This window comes from Porphyrobacter sp. AAP82 (assembly GCF_000331285.1).
Lineage (GTDB): Bacteria > Pseudomonadota > Alphaproteobacteria > Sphingomonadales > Sphingomonadaceae > Erythrobacter.
Genome location: NZ_ANFX01000013.1, coordinates 1 through 15,653 on the forward strand (window position 1 = coordinate 1; position 15,653 = coordinate 15,653).

Consider the following 15,653-nt stretch of genomic DNA (forward strand, 5'->3'; position numbering starts at 1 on the left):
GGCCTGCGGGCACGGCCCGGCCCCCGCCGCTCCTGCCGCCCCCGCCCCGGCCGCCGCCCGGTCCGGCGCGGCGGCATCGCGCAGCCCTGCATCCTCCGGCACGGCAAAAGTGCCCTGCCAGCGCCCGAGCGACCACGCGCCCAGCGCCACGCTCATCATGATACCGCCCAGCGCCGCCGGGCCATCCAGCAAGAGTTCCATCACCACCTCCCCGTCCAGTTCCTCCGGGGAGCATCCCGCGCCGCCCCGGAGGCATGCAGCCTCACGCGCGCAGGCAATCCCCTCCAGAATCGGCCTGTCGCACCTTTACAAGGTGCCGCAGAGCGGCCCCGGCGAGAATGCGGACGACTACCTAGTCGCCGCCGGATCAGGCGCGGGGGGGATCAGGCGCGCGGGGGGGGGGGATCAGGCGCGGGCCTGGGCCTGCATGCGGGCGATGATCTCCTCGGCCTGGAGCATGATGCGGTCGATCAGCTCCTTGCAGGTCGGGATGTCGTGGATGAGGCCGGCGACCATGCCGCAGCTCCACGCGCCCGCATCCATCGTGCCTTCCATCATGATCTTGGGGTAAACCCCGGCGACTTCGGGGAGGATGTCCTGGATGGTGATGGCATCGCCCAAGTCCTTCTCCTTCTGGATCAGGCGCTCGACAGCCACGTTGTTGAGCACGCGCTCGGTGTTGCGCAAGGGGCGCATCACCAGCCGGGTGTCGAGCTCGCTGGCGGCGATGATCGCCTGCTTCACGTTCTCGTGCACCGGCGCTTCTTTGGTGGCGATGAAGCGCGTGCCCATGTTCATCCCTGCCGCGCCCATCGCGAGGCTGGCGACAAGGCTGCGGCCATCGGCCATGCCGCCGCTCGAGACGAAGGGAATCTCCAGCTCGTCCGCCGCGCGCGGCAGCAGGATGAAGTTGGGCACGTCGTCCTCGCCAGGGTGGCCGCCGCATTCGAAGCCGTCGACGCTGACCGCATCGCAGCCGATGTCCTGCGCCTTCAGCGAATGGCGCACGCTCGTGCACTTGTGGATCACCTTGATCCCGGCATCCTTCAAGGGCGGCAGCAGCTCTACGGGATTGCGTCCGGCGGTCTCGACCACCTTGACGCCGCCATCGATCACCGCCTTGACGAGGCCCGGATAGTCGGGCGGGGTCAGGGTCGGCAGGATCGTCAGGTTCACGCCGAAGGGCTTGTCGGTCATGTCCTTGCAGCGCGCGATTTCATTGGCGAGCTTCTCGGGCGTGCCCTGCGTCAGCCCGGTGATGATCCCGAGCCCGCCGGCATTGGACACCGCCGCCGCCATCTCCGCGAACCCGACATAGTGCATGCCCCCCTGGATGATCGGATGCTCGATGCCGAACATTTCGGTGATCGCGGTTTTCATGGCGTGTGTTCTCCCGTTGGATGCCTGTTTGGCGGGGAGACAAGCCTGTTTGCGCGCCCGTTTCAAGCGCGCTTTTGACGGTGCCGGACGCGCGCCCGCGCGCCGTAGCGTCACCCTCGCCTGAAGGCGAGCGTGAAGGTCACCGGCACCGCCGGCGTGATCGAGGGCAGCTGCGCCATCGCGCGCAGCTCGCCAAGCTCGTCGGTAAGGCCGAACATGTCGGTCGAGACGATCACCGGCGCGGCCGACACCACCAGCACGCGGTCTTCGGCCGTGCGGGTGACCAGCACCTCGGTCTCGACCTCGGCCGAGGCGCCCTTGATCGTCACTTCGGCCTTGAGCGGCCGGAGCACCGACTGGCCGACCGCAAGGCCCGCAAAGCGCGCCGGATCGAGCTTTGCCGTGACGGTCGCGGCAGGGTTCTCGGCGACTGCGAAGAACACCTCGCGCATGCGTTCATCGCGGATCTCGGCCCCGGTGCTGACCGAGGCGAGATCGATGCCGAGGCTGGCCGTGCCATCGGCCGCGACGCTGCCGGAAAGCGTGTCGAAGCGGTTGTTCTCGGCCACCTCGCCCGCCTTGATCGAGACATAGGCGAGCCGCGAGGTGGCGGGATCGAGCGTCCATGCGCTCTCGGTCACAGGCGCCGGCGATGCGGTGGCATCGGCGAGCGGCGCCTCCGCCTCGGGCCCGGCACAGGCGGCAAGGGCCAGAGCGAGGGAAACGGCGAGGGGGAGGGAAGGGAGCGACCGCATGGGCGAGGCGATATGCGATTTGGGAGCGGTGCGGAAGGGGGCGAACAGCGCAAGGCTGGGGACGCTGGCCGGTTCGGTTCACTCCCACACAACCGCAAGGCCGGGATAGCGCGCGATGTTCGCATCCCCCGTCACCAGCGGCGACTGGGGCGCAATCGCGTGGGCGGCCATCATCCGGCCTAACCGATCGCGGTGGATCGGCGGCAGCGCTGCGGCGTGCGTCCAGAGGGCGGCGGGATAGTCGATGAGCGAGAGCTGAAGCTGGTCTTGCAGTTCTTCAAGCGCCGCACTCTGCGGTAGACGGCCGCGATGATCCCCCGGCTCTGCCTGCGGCGCCTTGCGGCGCCGAGTAAACCGGCCGCGATGATCCCCCGGATCATCGCGTGTCGCGGTTTACTCCCACTCAATCGTCCCCGGCGGCTTTGACGTGTAGTCATAGACCACCCGGTTGATGCCCTTGACCTCGTTGACGATGCGGGTCGCCACGCGGGTGAGGAAGCCGGCGTCGAAGGGGAAGACATCCGCGGTCATCCCGTCGGTCGAGGTTACCGCGCGCAGGGCGCAGACGCTGTCGTAGGTTCGCCCGTCGCCCATCACGCCGACCGTCTTGACCGGCAGCAGCACCGCGAAGGCCTGCCAGATCGCGTCGTAGAGCCCGGCGCCCCGGATTTCCTCGAGATAGACCGCGTCGGCCTTCCTCAGGATGTCGCAGCGCTCCTTGGTGACTTCGCCGGGGATGCGGATCGCAAGGCCCGGGCCGGGGAAGGGGTGGCGGCCGACGAAGGCCTCAGGCAGGCCCAGCTCGCGGCCCAGATCGCGCACCTCGTCCTTGAAGAGTTCGCGCAAGGGCTCGACCAGCGCCATGTTCATGCGTTCGGGCAGGCCGCCGACATTGTGGTGGCTCTTGATCGTCACCGAAGGCCCGCCGGTGAAGGAGACCGATTCGATCACATCGGGGTAGAGCGTCCCCTGCGCGAGGAAATCCGCCCCGCCGACCTTCCGCGCCTCGGCCTCGAAGACGTCGATGAAGGTCTTGCCGATGAACTTGCGCTTGGCCTCGGGATCGGTGAGGCCGGCAAGGCCGCCGAGGAACAGGTCTTCGGCCTCCACGTGGACCAGCGGGATGTTGTAATGGTCGCGGAACAGGGTCACGACCTCGACGGCCTCGTTCATGCGCATCAACCCGTGGTCGACGAAGACGCAGGTGAGCTGGTCGCCGATCGCCTCGTGGATGAGAACGGCGGCGACCGCCGAATCGACCCCGCCCGAAAGGCCGCAGATCACCCGGCCCTTGCCCACCTGGGCGCGGATTTCGGCGATCTTGGTCTGGCGGAACTCGGCCATGGTCCAGTCGCCGGCAAGGCCGCACACATGGCGCACGAAATTGGCGATCAGGCGCGCGCCATCGGGGGTGTGGACCACCTCGGGATGGAACTGGGTGCCGTAGAACTTGCGCGCTTCGTCCGCGATCACCGCGAAGGGGGCGCCATCGGAGGTGGCGACGATTTCGAAGCCGGGCGCAAAGGCGGTGACCTTGTCGCCGTGGCTCATCCACACCTGGTGCCGCTCGCCGACCTCCCACAGCCCGTTGAACAGCGCGCATTCGGCGGTGACGGTGAGAAAGGCGCGGCCGAACTCGCCGCCTTCACCCGTTTCGTGCCCCGGCTTGACCTCGCCGCCCAGCTGGTGGGTCATCACCTGCTGGCCATAGCAGATGCCGAGGATCGGCACGCCGGCCTCGAACAGCACCTGGGGCGCGCGCGGGCTGCCGTCCTCCGGCACGCTCGCGGGCGAGCCCGACAGGATGATGCCCTTGGGTTTCATGCGGTGGAACGCGGCCTCGGCCTGGGTGAAAGGCGCGATCTCGGAATAGACCCCCGCCTCGCGCACCCGGCGGGCGATCAGCTGGGTGACCTGCGAGCCGAAGTCGATAATCAGAATCGAATCGGGGAGGATCGGGTCGGAGACGGCGGACTCGCCGCCAAGGGTGTGTGCGCTCATGGCGGCGGATTAAGGAGCCCGGCCCGCGCTGTCCAGCACCCCGCGCGCAGGCTCCGTGATTTTGCAGTGCAACAATAAAAGCTCCGCGCGAATTCAGGAGGTGCCCGACAAAATGACCGATTCCGGTTGCAAACTTTGGAACCAACTTCGCGCATTTCGCATTTGCACATGACTCTTGTGCACTGCACCAGAGTTTCAAACAGCAACCGAATGCCGGCCAGCGGCATCGCAAATCCCGAAACCCTCTCTCAATGTTCGGAAAGGTCATCACATACGTTTCACTCTTCCCCTGCTCGCCCTCGTCGCTCTGACCGCGCCTGCCGCCGCCGAAAAGGTTGTGACCGTCAAGATCGGCTATGGTGATGTCGACGTGACCACCACCGAGGGCCGCGCGGCGCTCGAAGCGCGCATTGATGCGCGTCTCAAGAAGGCCTGCGCGGCGCCCGGCGCAGGCCGCTACACCCTCAACCGCAACGCGGTCGACAGCAAGTGCCTCGCCGATGCGCGGGTCGCCGCGATCGCCGAACTCGACAAGGCGGTTGCGATGCTCCAGCGCGGCGGGCGTGAAGTCGCCGCCAACCGACCGGGCACAAGTCCTTGAAATTGCAGCAGCCGCCGGAGCGATCCGGCGGCTGTTTTGCATGGGATGCACCTTTATTTGTTGCATTCGATGCAAGTAGCCTTGGGGTTTTCTCATTTGAAATGGGCGCCCCCCGGCACCACTTGGCCCTCGAGCGATGCGGTGCGGGGCCTCCTCTCCATCCCCGCGCGGTTCCTTCACGGACGCATAGCCCGGCGACACGGGCCGGAAACGGCCCCGCCCGCCTGCCGACTGGAAGGACTGGCCAGCGCCCCCCCTGCTCGGCCCTCCTGACCGGTCATTGCCAGGGCTCCCGCCCCGGCATGCAGCGAAAGAGACGCGGCTACCGCACTCCCCCCTGAACTGGTGGCCGCGTCTCGAGCTGCCCTGCGCGGCCATTCGGGCCCGGATCATTGCCATATTCTATTGCGGTGATGAATTATTTTCAGTCGCACTTGAGATTGAAAATTGTGCTCCGTTTTCTATATCGTGCTTGGTCCGGACGCTCCCTCTCACCCCCCGATCGTCCGGGCCACCCCGACCACAACAGAACAGGGAACCAGAACCATGACCATGATCAGCGAAAAGGCCGTCGCCCTGCTGCTCGCCGTTGCGCTCAGCGGCACCGCGTTCAACACGTTTATCGTCTGAACAAAGGCAGGCAAAAGCCAATCAACCGGCCCGGCCCCTCACCAGAGGAGCCGGGCCGAGCTGTTTGCGAAGCGTGATGACAAAAAATGGGAACCGGTTTTTGTCGAAAAATCACGCGACCGCGAAACACTAGTCCGTGCCGCCGAGCCTTTCGGCTTCCTCGCGCAATTCGGTCTTGAGCAGCTTGCCGATGTGGCTCCTCGGCATTTCGGCGATCGGGTGCAGCGCGGCGAGGCGCTGGGTCTTGCCGAGCCGCGCGTTGACCGCCGCCATGATCGCCCCCGTATCGCCGGCGCCGTCCTTCAGCACCACGAAGCCCACCGGCGTCTCCCCCCATGCGCGCGAGGGCACGCCGACCACCGCGGCCTCGACCACGCCGGGCTCCTTGGCCAGTTCGGCTTCGAGGTCGGAGGGATAGATGTTGAACCCGCCCGAGATGATCATGTCCTTGGCGCGGCCGACGAGTTCGACGAAGCCTTCCGCATCCACGCGGCCGATATCGCCCATCCGCTGCCACACCCCGCCCTCGGGATCGGTCCAGTAGCCTTCGCGGGTCTTTTCGGGTTGGTTCTGGTAGCCGCTCATCATGGTGAGGCTGCGGCCGACGAGATTGCCGGGGGTGCCCGGCGGCACCTCGCGGTCGTCATCGTCCAGCACCTTCAATTCGCTCCCGGGAGCAGGCCGGCCGACGGTGTGGAGCTTGTAGGGGAATTCGTGGGCCGGAAGCAGGCAGACGACGCCCCCTTCCGTCATCGAGTAGATCTCGATCAGCCCCCCCGGCATCCGGCGCAGCACTTCGCGCTTGAGGTCGGCGGAGAACGGCGCCGAGGTGCAGTATTTGAGCTTGAGGCTGGTCAGGTCGAAATCGCCAAACCCGGCAAAATCCATCAGCCGCTGGTATTGCACCGGCACCAGCATGGTGATGGTGGTGCGGTCGCCTTGCGCATGCGCCAGCCACTTGGCGCAATCGAACTTGCCCATCACCCGCACGCAGCCCCCGGCCAGCAGCACGGGGAGGAAGGCGACCATGGTGGTGTTCGAATAGAGCGGCGTCGAGGCGAGCGAGCGCACCGCGATCCCGGCGCCGAGGTAGGACAGGGCCGTCGGGGCAAACTGCCGCCAGCGCATCCGGTGCGAATGGACGATGCCCTTAGGCGTGCCGGTGGTGCCGCTGGAATAGATGATGTTGAACGGGTCTTGCGGTTCCGGAACGAACTCGGGCGCGCGGCTGCCGGGAGGGGCCAACCACCGGTCGATGCTTTCGAGCGGCACCCGCTGAAGATGGGCCATGAAATCGGGCCCCAGCTCGGCCGCCTTGGCCGCGTCGATGAACAGGTGGGCCGCGCCCGAATCCCGCGCCATCCCTTCAAGTTGCGCAGCGCTCGCGCTGGTGGTGAGCGGCGCCGCCACCCCGCCCGCGCGCACCGCGGCGAGGAACACCAGCGCATATTCCACGCTCGACGTCCCGAGGATCGCCACCGCCTGCCCGCGCGCGAGCCCCGTCTCCACCAGCCGCGCCGCCAGCCGTTCGACCAGACCCACCAGCTCGGCCCAGTAGACCTCGCGGTTCTCGTCGACGAGGGCGAGGTCGTCGCCCTTGAGGCGGCTCCATTCCATCAGGATGTCGGGGAAGCTGCCGAAGGGTTCGGCAAGGCGGTTCATCATGCTCTCTCTGCTCATGGGCGCCATGCATAATCGGGCGAGTGCGCGGCGCAAAGGAATTGCGGAACGCCCCGCACAAGTGGCAGGAAGCGGCCCGAGGGAGAGAGACATGATCCGCATGACCGCCGCCGCCATCGCTGCCGCAATTGCGGCCACCGCGCTTGCGCCTGCTGCCGCACAGGAGGCCCACGCCCCGCGCCGGGTGCTGGTCGCGCTCGCCCATCCCGATGACGAGCTGTTCATGGCCCCCGCCATCGCCGCCCTCGTGCGCGAGGGGGCCGAGGTGACGCTCGCCTATGCCACGCAGGGCGATGTCGGGCCGGGGGTGTCGGGCATGGAGAAGGGCGCGAAGCTGGCCGCAGTGCGCCTCGGCGAGGCGCGGTGCTCGCAAAAGGCACTCGGCGCGCAGCATCTCGTCAGCTTCAACCGCGGCGACGGGCGGATGGGGATTGATGTCCAGACTTCCGGCAGCGCGGCGAACCAGGCGCTCGGCGATTTTGCCCGCATCGCACCGGGCTTCGATCTCGTGCTGACCTGGGGACCGGATGGCGGCTATGGCCACGCCGATCACCGCATGGTCAGCGCCTTCGTCACCCAGAGCGTGCAGGCCGTCACGGGCGGGACCCGGCCCCGGCTGCTCTATGTCGGCATCCCCAACGGCACCCTCCCGCCGCTGCCGCAGATGTCGAGCTGGGCGACCACCGATCCGGAGCTGCTGAGCGAGGGCATCGCCTACACCCCCGCCGATCTCGCCGCCGCGACAAGGGCTGCGCAGTGCCACGAGACCCAGTTCGATGCCTACAGCCGCGACGGCATGATGACGATGTTCGATGCGACGATCTGGCGCGGCAAGGTGCATTTCCGCCCTGCCTTCTGACCCGCTCGCCGGACGCCCCCGAACATTCGTGGAAAAGCAGGCCCAAGGACCCTCCCGCAGTTGGGTTTCCTATGCGCAGCCCCTATATGATGGGCCATGGACGAGAACACCAACACGCCCCCCGCCAAAGTGCCCAACGCCAACGAATATGGCGCGGATTCCATCAAGGTTCTTAAAGGTCTGGACGCGGTCCGCAAGCGGCCGGGCATGTATATCGGCGACACCGACGACGGCTCTGGCCTGCACCACATGGTGTTCGAAGTCAGCGACAACGCGATCGACGAGGCGCTGGCGGGCCATTGCGACCTTGTGCTGATCGAACTGAACCCGGATGGCTCGGTTTCGGTGGAAGACAATGGCCGCGGCATACCCACCGGCATGCACGCCGAGGAAGGCGTCTCGGCGGCCGAGGTGATCATGACCCAGCTTCACGCAGGCGGGAAGTTCGAGAACACCAGCGACGACAATGCCTACAAGGTCTCGGGCGGGCTCCACGGGGTGGGCGTCTCGGTGGTCAATGCTCTGTCCGAATGGCTCGAACTCACCATCTGGCGCGAGGGGCAGGAGCACTGGATGCGCTTCGCGCATGGCGATGCGGTTGCGCCGCTCAAGGTGGTGGGCGTTGCGCCGAAGTCGGATCGCAATGCGGACCCCAACGGCTTCAAGAAGGGCACCCGCGTCACCTTCAAGGCCAGCCACGACACCTTCAAGAACGTCACCGAGTTCGATTTCGAAAAGCTCGAACACCGCTACCGCGAACTGGCCTTCCTCAATTCCGGCGTGCGCATCAAGCTGCGCGATCTGCGCCACGAGGAGAAGCTCGAGCACGATCTCTATTACGAGGGCGGGATCGCGGCCTTCGTGAAATATCTCGACCGCAACAAGCAGCCGCTGATCGCCGAGCCGATCGCGGTCAGCGCGGAGAAGGACGGGATCGGGATCGACGTCGCGCTCGAATGGAACGATTCCTACTACGAGAACGTCCTCGCCTTCACCAACAACATCCCCCAGCGCGACGGCGGCACGCACCTGGCCGCCTTCCGCACCGCGCTGACCCGCACATTGAACAACTATGCCGAGCGTTCGGGGATGCTCAAGAAGGAGAAGGTCAGCCTTGCGGGCGAGGACATGCGCGAAGGCCTCACCGCGATCGTCAGCGTCAAGCTGCCTGACCCGAAGTTCTCCAGCCAGACCAAGGACAAGCTGGTCAGCTCCGAAGTCCGCTCGCCGCTCGAGACATTGATGGGCGAGAAGATGAGCGAGTGGCTCGAGGAAAACCCCGCCGACGCGCGCGCCATCATCCAGAAGATCATCGACGCCGCCGCCGCCCGCGAAGCCGCCCGCCGCGCCCGCGAGATGAGCCGCAAGGGGGCGATGAGCGTCGCCTCGCTGCCCGGCAAGCTTGCCGATTGCCAGGAGCGTGATCCCGCCAAGTCCGAGCTGTTCCTGGTCGAAGGGGATTCCGCAGGCGGCTCGGCCAAGCAGGGGCGCGACCGCAAGACGCAGGCGATCCTGCCGCTGAAGGGCAAGATCCTGAATGTGGAGCGCGCGCGGTTCGACCGGATCATTTCCTCCAAGGAAGTCGGCACCCTCATCCAGGCGATGGGCACCGGGATCCGCGACGAATTCACGCTCGACAAGCTGCGCTACCACAAGATCGTCATCATGACCGACGCGGACGTGGACGGCGCGCATATCCGCACGCTCCTGCTCACCTTCTTCCACCGCCAGATGCCCGAGATCATCAAGGCCGGGCACCTGTTCATCGCCCAGCCGCCGCTGTTCAAGGTCGCCAAGGGGCGCTCGGAGGTCTACCTCAAGGATCAGGGCGCGCTCGATCGCTACCTCGTCGATGCCGGGCTCCACGGCCGTGTGCTCGAGACCGCGGGCGGCACCCGCGGCGCGGAGGAACTGCGTTCGCTGGTGGACGGAGCGCTGCGGTTGAAGAACCTCCTCGCCTTCGTGCCGCGCCGCTATGACAGCGGGATCGTCGAGCAGATGGCGCTGGTGGGCGCGCTCGAACCCGGCCTCGCCGGCGAGGCGCTGGCCGCCGCGCTGGGCCGCGCTGCCGGGCGTCTGGGCGCAGGCGACCGCGAGGCGCGCTGGAGCGCCTATCAGCGCGAGGACGGCACCGTGGTGTTCGAGCGCCTGTGGCGCGGCGTGAAGGACGTGCACGAGATCGAGGCGCGCTTCCTCTCCAGCACCGAGGCGCACAAGCTCCACGGCCTCGCTGCCGCACAGGCCGAAGCCTATGCCGAGCCGGTCAGGCTGGTGCGCGCCGGGGCCGAGGCCGAAGAGCCCGAGCCCGAACCCGCCCCGGCCGCGGGCGATCCGCTCGCCGGCGAGGCGGAGGAGGCCGCACAGGCCCCCGCAGCCCCCGCCTTCGATGGCACCATCAGCCGCCCCAGCCAGCTGCTCGAGGCGATCTTCGCCGCCGGTCGCAAGGGTCTCTCGATCAGCCGCTACAAGGGGCTGGGTGAAATGAACGCGGAACAATTGTGGGAGACCACCCTTGATCCGGAAGCCCGCGTGCTGCTGCAAGTGAAGGTCGAGGATGCCGACGTGACCGACGAGATCTTCACCCGCCTGATGGGCGACATCGTCGAACCGCGCCGCGAGTTCATCCAGGACAATGCGCTGAATGTGGCGAACCTCGATGTCTGACGCAGCGATCCGGGTTCGCCACGGGGCGCTGAATGTGGCGAACCTCGATGTCTGACGCAGCGATCCGGGTTCGCCACGGGGCGCTGAACGTCGCCAACCGCGACGTCTAGAGCCCTGAGGACCCCATGGCCGAACCCCTCAACAAAGCTGGGCCCAACCGCACCGAGGACCTGCAACAGGCGAGCTTCCTGATCATCCTCGCGGTGGTCAGCCTGCTGATGGCCGTGATCGTCTGGCCCTTCGCCCAGCCCCTGTTGTGGGCGGCGCTGGCGGCGATCATGTTCCAGCCGCTCTACCGCACGGTCCTCAGGCGCCTGCGCGGACGGCGCAATCCGGCGGCGGGGCTGAGCCTGCTTATCATCTTCATCGTCGTGCTGATCCCCGCCGCGTGGATCGCCTCGATGGTGGTCGAACAGGCCTTCGTGCTGGTAACGACCCTGCAGGAGGAGCCCGTCGATCTCGCCGCGCTGTTCGACACGGTCTACACCGCGCTCCCCGGCTTCGCCCGCGACGCGGTCGACCGCAGCGGGTGGGCGGACATCACCATGGTCCAGACCCGCCTTCAGGAGCTGCTGACCCAGAGCGCGGGGATGATCGCCAGCCAGGCGGTGTCGATCGGCAGCGGCGCGCTGTCCTTCTTCCTGTCCTTCGGCGTGGCGCTCTACGTCATGTTCTTCCTGCTGCGCGATGGCGAGCGGATCGGGCGCACCGTGCTGTGCGCCGTGCCGGTCGAGCGGAGCATCGCCGACCGGCTCGCCGAACGCTTCCTCGGCATCGTGCGCGCAACCATCAAGGGCACCGGCGTCGTCGCCCTGGTGCAGGGCGCGCTGGGGTGGATCACCCTGCTGATCGCGGGCGTGCCCTCGGCGCTGCTGTTCGGCGTCGTCACCGCGATCTTCGCGCTGGTGCCGGTGATCGGCGCGGGCGCGGTGTGGCTGCCGGCGGGGCTGTGGCTGCTGGTCACCGGCGCGACCTGGCAGGGGATCTTCGTGCTGCTGGTCGGCTTCTTCATCATCTCGTCCGCCGACAACGTGCTGCGCCCGATCCTGGTCGGCCGCGACACCGGCATTCCCGACTGGATCATCCTCATCACCACGCTGGGCGGGATCAGCCTCGTCGGCTTCTCCGGCATCGTGCTCGGGCCGCTGGTCGCCGGGCTGTTCCTCGCCAGCTGGTCGATCCTGCGCGAACAGCGCGAGGAGGACGAGGAGGCGTTGATGGGCAACGGCGGCGGGGTGCGCGTCGATGCCTCGGGCCACACGCCAAGCGGCGCGGAGGGCTGAGGCACGCCATGGCCTCGCTCGTCACCCCCGGCTCGCGCGGCGAGGCGATCGGCCGGCTGGCACTGGCGGGGATCGTCGTCTCGCTGCTGCCGGTGCTGCCCTTCGGGGACGTGCTCGCCTACCCCTTCCTGATCCTCACCACCTGGTTCCACGAGATGGGCCACGGCCTCACCGCACTGGCGACGGGGCAGGAGTTCTACCGCCTCGCGATCTTCCCCAACGGATCGGGCGTCGCCGAGTTCGCGGTCGGCGGCAACGCGCCGCGGCTGACCCACGCCGCGATCGCGATCGGCGGCCCGCTCGGCCCCAGCATCGCCGGCGCCGCGCTGATCGTCGCCAGCGCCCACCCGCGCGCCTGGCGCCCGGTGCTGTGGGCGATGGTCGTCGCGATCCTGGCCAGCACCATCATCTGGGTCCGCTCGGCGACCGGGTGGTGGGCGCTGCCGGTTGCCGCGGCGATCCTCGGCCTTGTCGCCTGGCGCGGGAGCGGCGGGCTCCAGCGCTTCACCCTCCAGTTCCTCGGCCTCACCGCCGCGTGGAGCGTGTTCGGTGCGTGGCGCTACTTCCTCACCGAGCAGGTGGTGATCGAGGGCCAGTCCCAGCTCTCCGACACCGGCGCGATCGCCGCGGTGATCGGCCTGCCCTACTGGTTCTGGGCGGGCGCGATCCTGCTGGCCTCGGGCGCGATGTTCCTCGCCGCGCTGCGCTATGCCCTCGCCGACAAGCGCCGCGGGCCGCCGCCGCGCAAGCTGCCTGCCAACGTCCTCCAGTTCAGGCGCCGCTGACGCTTTGGCCAGTTCGGCGCGCGCGCCGGCGGGAGTAGCCTTGCGTCCATGGACACCGCCGAACTCGCCGACCGCCTCGCCATTGCCGAGACCCTCGCCCTCTACTGCCGCGGGATCGACCGCTGCGATGCCGACCAGCTCGCCGCCGCCTTCACGCCGGAGGCCGTGATCGACTACGGCGATGGCGCGCACCCCGTCGCCGCGGTCATCCCGGGGCTGATGGCGGGCCTCGGCGCGATGCGCCTCACGCAGCACAACATCACCAACACCGTCATCCGCATCGCCGGCGACACCGCCCGGGCCGAGACCAGCTGCGTAGCGCTCCACATCATCCCCGGCCCCGAGGGCGAGACCGAGTTGACGGTGGGCGGGCGCTACCTCGATACGCTCGCGCGGCGCGCGGGCCGCTGGCTGATCGCCGAGCGGCTCTACGTGATGGACTGGAACCGCTCGGTCCCGGCCACGATGGCGCTCGAAGGCGGGCTGCTGGGCGGCCTCCAGCGACGCGGCGCGCGCGGCGCAGCCGATCCGGCAAGCGCCTGGTGGGCCGCTGTAGGAGACACATGAGACACTGTCCTGGGCCGGAAATCCCGCCCGCCCGGCACGCCGCGATCACCGGGGTCGAAGGGCGGGGCACGGCGCGGGTCATCGGGCGATCCTGTCAGCCCTGCGGCAAGTAGGAAAGCGCCGATCTGCCCGAGCGGACGGCGGCGCTCGTCCAACCGGCACCGCGCGCGAATCGCCGCCCCGCCCGTGCCTAGGAGGCGACCTTCAGCGCATTGACACCGGCGGCGCCCGCCCCAGCCTCGCCCGACAGGCCGATGAACATCGTGTCGACGATCCGCGCCAGCTTCGCCTCGTTCAGCTTGTCGCCGAGATAGATCAGCGCGTCGGGCATGGTGTAGACCGTGACCATCTGGTTGATCAGCGACAGCGCCTCGTCGATCCCGAGCCCGGCAAAGAAGCCTTCGGCCTGCGCCTCGGCGATCAGCTCGCACAGGTAGTGGTCGGCAAGGTCGACATAGCTCCTCACCCGCTCGAAATTGGCCGCGCCCATCTCGCACAGGATGGTGAAGAAATGCGGATCCTCACGGAAACGCGCCTGCGAGATCGCGAAGCGGCGGCGGAAGAATTCGTACATCTTGCGCTGCGGGGGGAGATGGCTGGCGAGCACCTCCTCCATCACCTGCATGTGCGGGGCGAGCCAGGTCTGCGCGACCGCATCGAACAGGTCGTCATAATCGGCGAACAGCGCCTCGAAGCGCGCGCGGGTCAGCCCGCTTTCGGCCATGGCGACGGTCCACGGCACCTCGCAGCCGCGCTCCTTGACGAGGTCGAGCACATGGCGCGCGATCCGCTCGCGCTCCGCTTCCCGGGCGGTTTGGGTGAGTGCCATGTCGTCTGCGCCTCCTCGCGCGGGCAGCAACATAGGCCAAGCGCGAGCGGGCTTAAAGGGTCGCTCGTCGAATTTTGTGCGCCGCAGCAACGGAAATGTCATGGTGGCGAGGCGGCTGGCGGCCGTTTCAGCTGCGCGGCGGCATCGGCAGGAAGGCCGAGGTGCGCCGCTTGTAATCGGCGTATTTGTCGCCCTTGGACTTGTCGAGGCCCTTTTCCAGCAGGGTGACGCCTGACCATTTGGTCAGCGTGAAGCTCAGGAACAGCGGGCCGATCACGGTCGCGGCGGCATAGTGCCAGCCCGCCGCAGCGCAGGCGATCCAGATGCCCCACCACGCGGCGAAATCGCCGAAATAGTTGGGGTGGCGGGTGTAGCGCCACAGCCCGGTGTCGAGCACCTTTCCGTGGTTCGCCGGGTCGGCCTTGAAGCGGGCGAGCTGCCAGTCGCCGACCCATTCGAAGAACACGCCGATGCACCACAGCGCAAAGCCCGCCCATGCCAGCGGCGGGATCGGGGCGGGCGCGCCGCTGGCGAGGATACCGACCTGCGCAGGCGAGGAGACCATGAACAGCAGCACGGCCTGCATCAGCCACACATTGGTCAGCGCGGCGCGGGCGAACTGGCCCTTCTCGCGCGCCTTCTTGAGGATCAGCTTGTAGCGCTTGTCCTCGCCCTCGCGGCGCCAGCGCAGGAACAGGTAACCGCCGAGCCGGAAGCCCCACAGCGCGGTCATCGCGAAGATCAGCGTGGCGAGGTCGCCCGGCCCGCCGCGCACATGCAGCCAGCTCGCCAGCGCCAGCAGGCCCATGCCCGCCCCCCAGAAGGCGTCGATGAAGGAGACGTCATTGATCGACACGCTGATCGCCCACTGGACCAGCACCAGCACGATCAGGATCGCGGCGTTGACGGCGAGGAGTTCAAACATCGTTCTTCCCTGCGATAATGTCGCGCGCCTGTTGTTCCAGCACCTTGAAGCGCTCGTAATCGGGGAGCCTGGAGCGGAACCATTCGGCGATCTTGAGGAGGTCCTCGCCGTAATTGCCGGTGGGGATCATCGGCGGGCCGAAGCTGATGCGCTTCTTCGCGTTGTCGGCAAAGGCGGGGACGATCGGCACGTTCGCCGCGCGGGCGATGTGGTAGAAGCCCGATTTCCACTTGCCATCGGTCTTGCGCGTCCCCTCGCAGGCGATGACCAGCGCAAGCTCGTCGCGCCGCTCGAATTCGGCGGCGACCTGCTCGGTGGCGTTGAGCCGGCTGCGGCGGTCGACGGGGATGCCCCCCATGTCGAGCATGAAGCGGCGCATCGGCCACTGGAACAGCGTGTGCTTGCCCATGAAGTTGGGGCGGATACCCTCTTCATGGGTCGCGCCGGTGAAGAACACGAAGTCCCAGTTGGAGGTATGCGGCGCGCCGGCGAGCACGAATTTCTTGAGGTGCCTCGGCAGCGGGGAGTCGACCTTCCAGCCCTGGACATACCAGATCGCAAGGATGATCCGGCGCACGATGCGCGAAAGGATCGAGGGCGCACGGGGGTGCGCGGCGGCGGTCGGCATATGCGGCAATGTCCCTGCCCTCTCCCAAAAGGCTTGGGAGCCTTGTGGCCTAACTTGGGTTAGCTA

General features: G+C 67.7%; 15 protein-coding genes. 7 read left to right on the forward strand and 8 right to left on the reverse strand.

Annotated features, from left to right (window positions below; genetic code table 11):
* From D620_RS14560 to guaA, 4 genes are all read right to left on the reverse strand, one after another.
* Positions 1 to 201 (reverse strand): hypothetical protein (locus D620_RS14560; RefSeq protein ID WP_033376070.1); only part of this gene is annotated, 201 nt, incomplete at its 3' end.
* A 204-nt stretch (positions 202 to 405) separates the two neighbouring features.
* Positions 406 to 1,380: an NAD(P)H-dependent flavin oxidoreductase gene (locus tag D620_RS0103140; RefSeq protein ID WP_017664334.1), complete on the reverse strand. Its 975-nt coding sequence runs from the start codon at positions 1,378 to 1,380 to the stop codon at positions 406 to 408.
* A gap of 110 nt (positions 1,381 to 1,490) precedes the next feature.
* A complete protein-coding gene (locus tag D620_RS0103145) occupies positions 1,491 to 2,135 on the reverse strand; it encodes a YceI family protein (protein ID WP_017664335.1) in 645 nt (214 codons plus the stop codon).
* Between the two features lie 393 nt (positions 2,136 to 2,528).
* Positions 2,529 to 4,136: a glutamine-hydrolyzing GMP synthase gene (gene guaA / locus D620_RS0103155; protein ID WP_017664337.1), complete on the reverse strand. Its 1,608-nt coding sequence runs from the start codon at positions 4,134 to 4,136 to the stop codon at positions 2,529 to 2,531.
* 175 nt (positions 4,137 to 4,311) lie between these two features.
* Between guaA and D620_RS16865 the strand changes: the two genes are divergently transcribed.
* On the forward strand, positions 4,312 to 4,737 hold the full coding sequence (locus D620_RS16865; protein ID WP_081596511.1) for a UrcA family protein: 426 nt from the start codon (positions 4,312 to 4,314) through the stop codon (positions 4,735 to 4,737).
* Positions 4,738 to 5,205: 468 nt separating this feature from the next.
* Positions 5,206 to 5,367, forward strand: a complete 162-nt coding sequence (locus tag D620_RS16740) for a hypothetical protein (RefSeq protein ID WP_233991951.1) — start codon at positions 5,206 to 5,208, stop codon at positions 5,365 to 5,367.
* Positions 5,368 to 5,496: 129 nt separating this feature from the next.
* Here D620_RS16740 and D620_RS0103170 read toward each other — a convergent pair whose 3' ends face one another.
* The gene (locus D620_RS0103170; protein ID WP_017664339.1) at positions 5,497 to 7,056 is read right to left on the reverse strand and encodes a class I adenylate-forming enzyme family protein; all 1,560 of its coding nucleotides are present in this window, start codon (positions 7,054 to 7,056) and stop codon (positions 5,497 to 5,499) included.
* A gap of 82 nt (positions 7,057 to 7,138) precedes the next feature.
* On the opposite strand from D620_RS0103170, the gene D620_RS0103175 reads away from it, so the two are divergent.
* The 5 genes from D620_RS0103175 to D620_RS14570 all read left to right on the forward strand — a co-directional run bounded on the left by D620_RS0103175 (position 7,139) and on the right by D620_RS14570 (position 13,205).
* Positions 7,139 to 7,906 carry a PIG-L family deacetylase gene (locus D620_RS0103175; RefSeq protein ID WP_017664340.1) on the forward strand — a complete coding sequence of 256 codons (768 nt, stop codon included), beginning with the start codon at positions 7,139 to 7,141 and terminating at the stop codon, positions 7,904 to 7,906.
* A 96-nt stretch (positions 7,907 to 8,002) separates the two neighbouring features.
* Positions 8,003 to 10,570, forward strand: a complete 2,568-nt coding sequence (gyrB, locus tag D620_RS0103180) for a DNA topoisomerase (ATP-hydrolyzing) subunit B (RefSeq protein ID WP_017664341.1) — start codon at positions 8,003 to 8,005, stop codon at positions 10,568 to 10,570.
* Between the two features lie 125 nt (positions 10,571 to 10,695).
* The gene (locus D620_RS14565; RefSeq protein WP_017664342.1) at positions 10,696 to 11,853 is read left to right on the forward strand and encodes an AI-2E family transporter; all 1,158 of its coding nucleotides are present in this window, start codon (positions 10,696 to 10,698) and stop codon (positions 11,851 to 11,853) included.
* Between the two features lie 8 nt (positions 11,854 to 11,861).
* Positions 11,862 to 12,638: a M50 family metallopeptidase gene (locus tag D620_RS0103190; protein ID WP_017664343.1), complete on the forward strand. Its 777-nt coding sequence runs from the start codon at positions 11,862 to 11,864 to the stop codon at positions 12,636 to 12,638.
* 48 nt (positions 12,639 to 12,686) lie between these two features.
* Positions 12,687 to 13,205 (forward strand): nuclear transport factor 2 family protein, encoded by a 519-nt coding sequence (locus tag D620_RS14570; protein ID WP_017664344.1) that lies wholly within the window; start codon positions 12,687 to 12,689, stop codon positions 13,203 to 13,205.
* A 190-nt stretch (positions 13,206 to 13,395) separates the two neighbouring features.
* Here D620_RS14570 and D620_RS0103200 read toward each other — a convergent pair whose 3' ends face one another.
* From D620_RS0103200 to D620_RS0103210, 3 genes are all read right to left on the reverse strand, one after another.
* Positions 13,396 to 14,034 (reverse strand): hypothetical protein, encoded by a 639-nt coding sequence (locus D620_RS0103200; protein WP_017664345.1) that lies wholly within the window; start codon positions 14,032 to 14,034, stop codon positions 13,396 to 13,398.
* Positions 14,035 to 14,161: 127 nt separating this feature from the next.
* Positions 14,162 to 14,959 carry a DUF1295 domain-containing protein gene (locus tag D620_RS0103205; protein WP_017664346.1) on the reverse strand — a complete coding sequence of 266 codons (798 nt, stop codon included), beginning with the start codon at positions 14,957 to 14,959 and terminating at the stop codon, positions 14,162 to 14,164.
* On the reverse strand, positions 14,952 to 15,587 hold the full coding sequence (locus D620_RS0103210; RefSeq protein ID WP_017664347.1) for a lysophospholipid acyltransferase family protein: 636 nt from the start codon (positions 15,585 to 15,587) through the stop codon (positions 14,952 to 14,954). The genes D620_RS0103205 and D620_RS0103210 overlap by 8 nt, the downstream gene beginning before the upstream one ends.
* Positions 15,588 to 15,653 lie beyond the last annotated feature (66 nt).

Excerpts from the sequence above, each read along its gene's own strand:
- D620_RS0103140 (WP_017664334.1), bottom strand. The coding sequence starts at position 1,380 with ATGAAAACCGCGATCACCGAAATGTTCGGCATCGAGCATCCGATCATC.
- D620_RS0103145 (WP_017664335.1), bottom strand. The coding sequence starts at position 2,135 with ATGCGGTCGCTCCCTTCCCTCCCCCTCGCCGTTTCCCTCGCTCTGGCC.
- guaA (WP_017664337.1), bottom strand. The coding sequence starts at position 4,136 with ATGAGCGCACACACCCTTGGCGGCGAGTCCGCCGTCTCCGACCCGATC.
- D620_RS0103170 (WP_017664339.1), bottom strand. The coding sequence starts at position 7,056 with ATGGCGCCCATGAGCAGAGAGAGCATGATGAACCGCCTTGCCGAACCC.
- D620_RS0103175 (WP_017664340.1), top strand. The coding sequence starts at position 7,139 with ATGATCCGCATGACCGCCGCCGCCATCGCTGCCGCAATTGCGGCCACC.
- gyrB (WP_017664341.1), top strand. The coding sequence starts at position 8,003 with ATGGACGAGAACACCAACACGCCCCCCGCCAAAGTGCCCAACGCCAAC.
- D620_RS14565 (WP_017664342.1), top strand. The coding sequence starts at position 10,696 with ATGGCCGAACCCCTCAACAAAGCTGGGCCCAACCGCACCGAGGACCTG.
- D620_RS0103190 (WP_017664343.1), top strand. The coding sequence starts at position 11,862 with ATGGCCTCGCTCGTCACCCCCGGCTCGCGCGGCGAGGCGATCGGCCGG.
- D620_RS14570 (WP_017664344.1), top strand. The coding sequence starts at position 12,687 with ATGGACACCGCCGAACTCGCCGACCGCCTCGCCATTGCCGAGACCCTC.
- D620_RS0103200 (WP_017664345.1), bottom strand. The coding sequence starts at position 14,034 with ATGGCACTCACCCAAACCGCCCGGGAAGCGGAGCGCGAGCGGATCGCG.
- D620_RS0103205 (WP_017664346.1), bottom strand. The coding sequence starts at position 14,959 with ATGTTTGAACTCCTCGCCGTCAACGCCGCGATCCTGATCGTGCTGGTG.
- D620_RS0103210 (WP_017664347.1), bottom strand. The coding sequence starts at position 15,587 with ATGCCGACCGCCGCCGCGCACCCCCGTGCGCCCTCGATCCTTTCGCGC.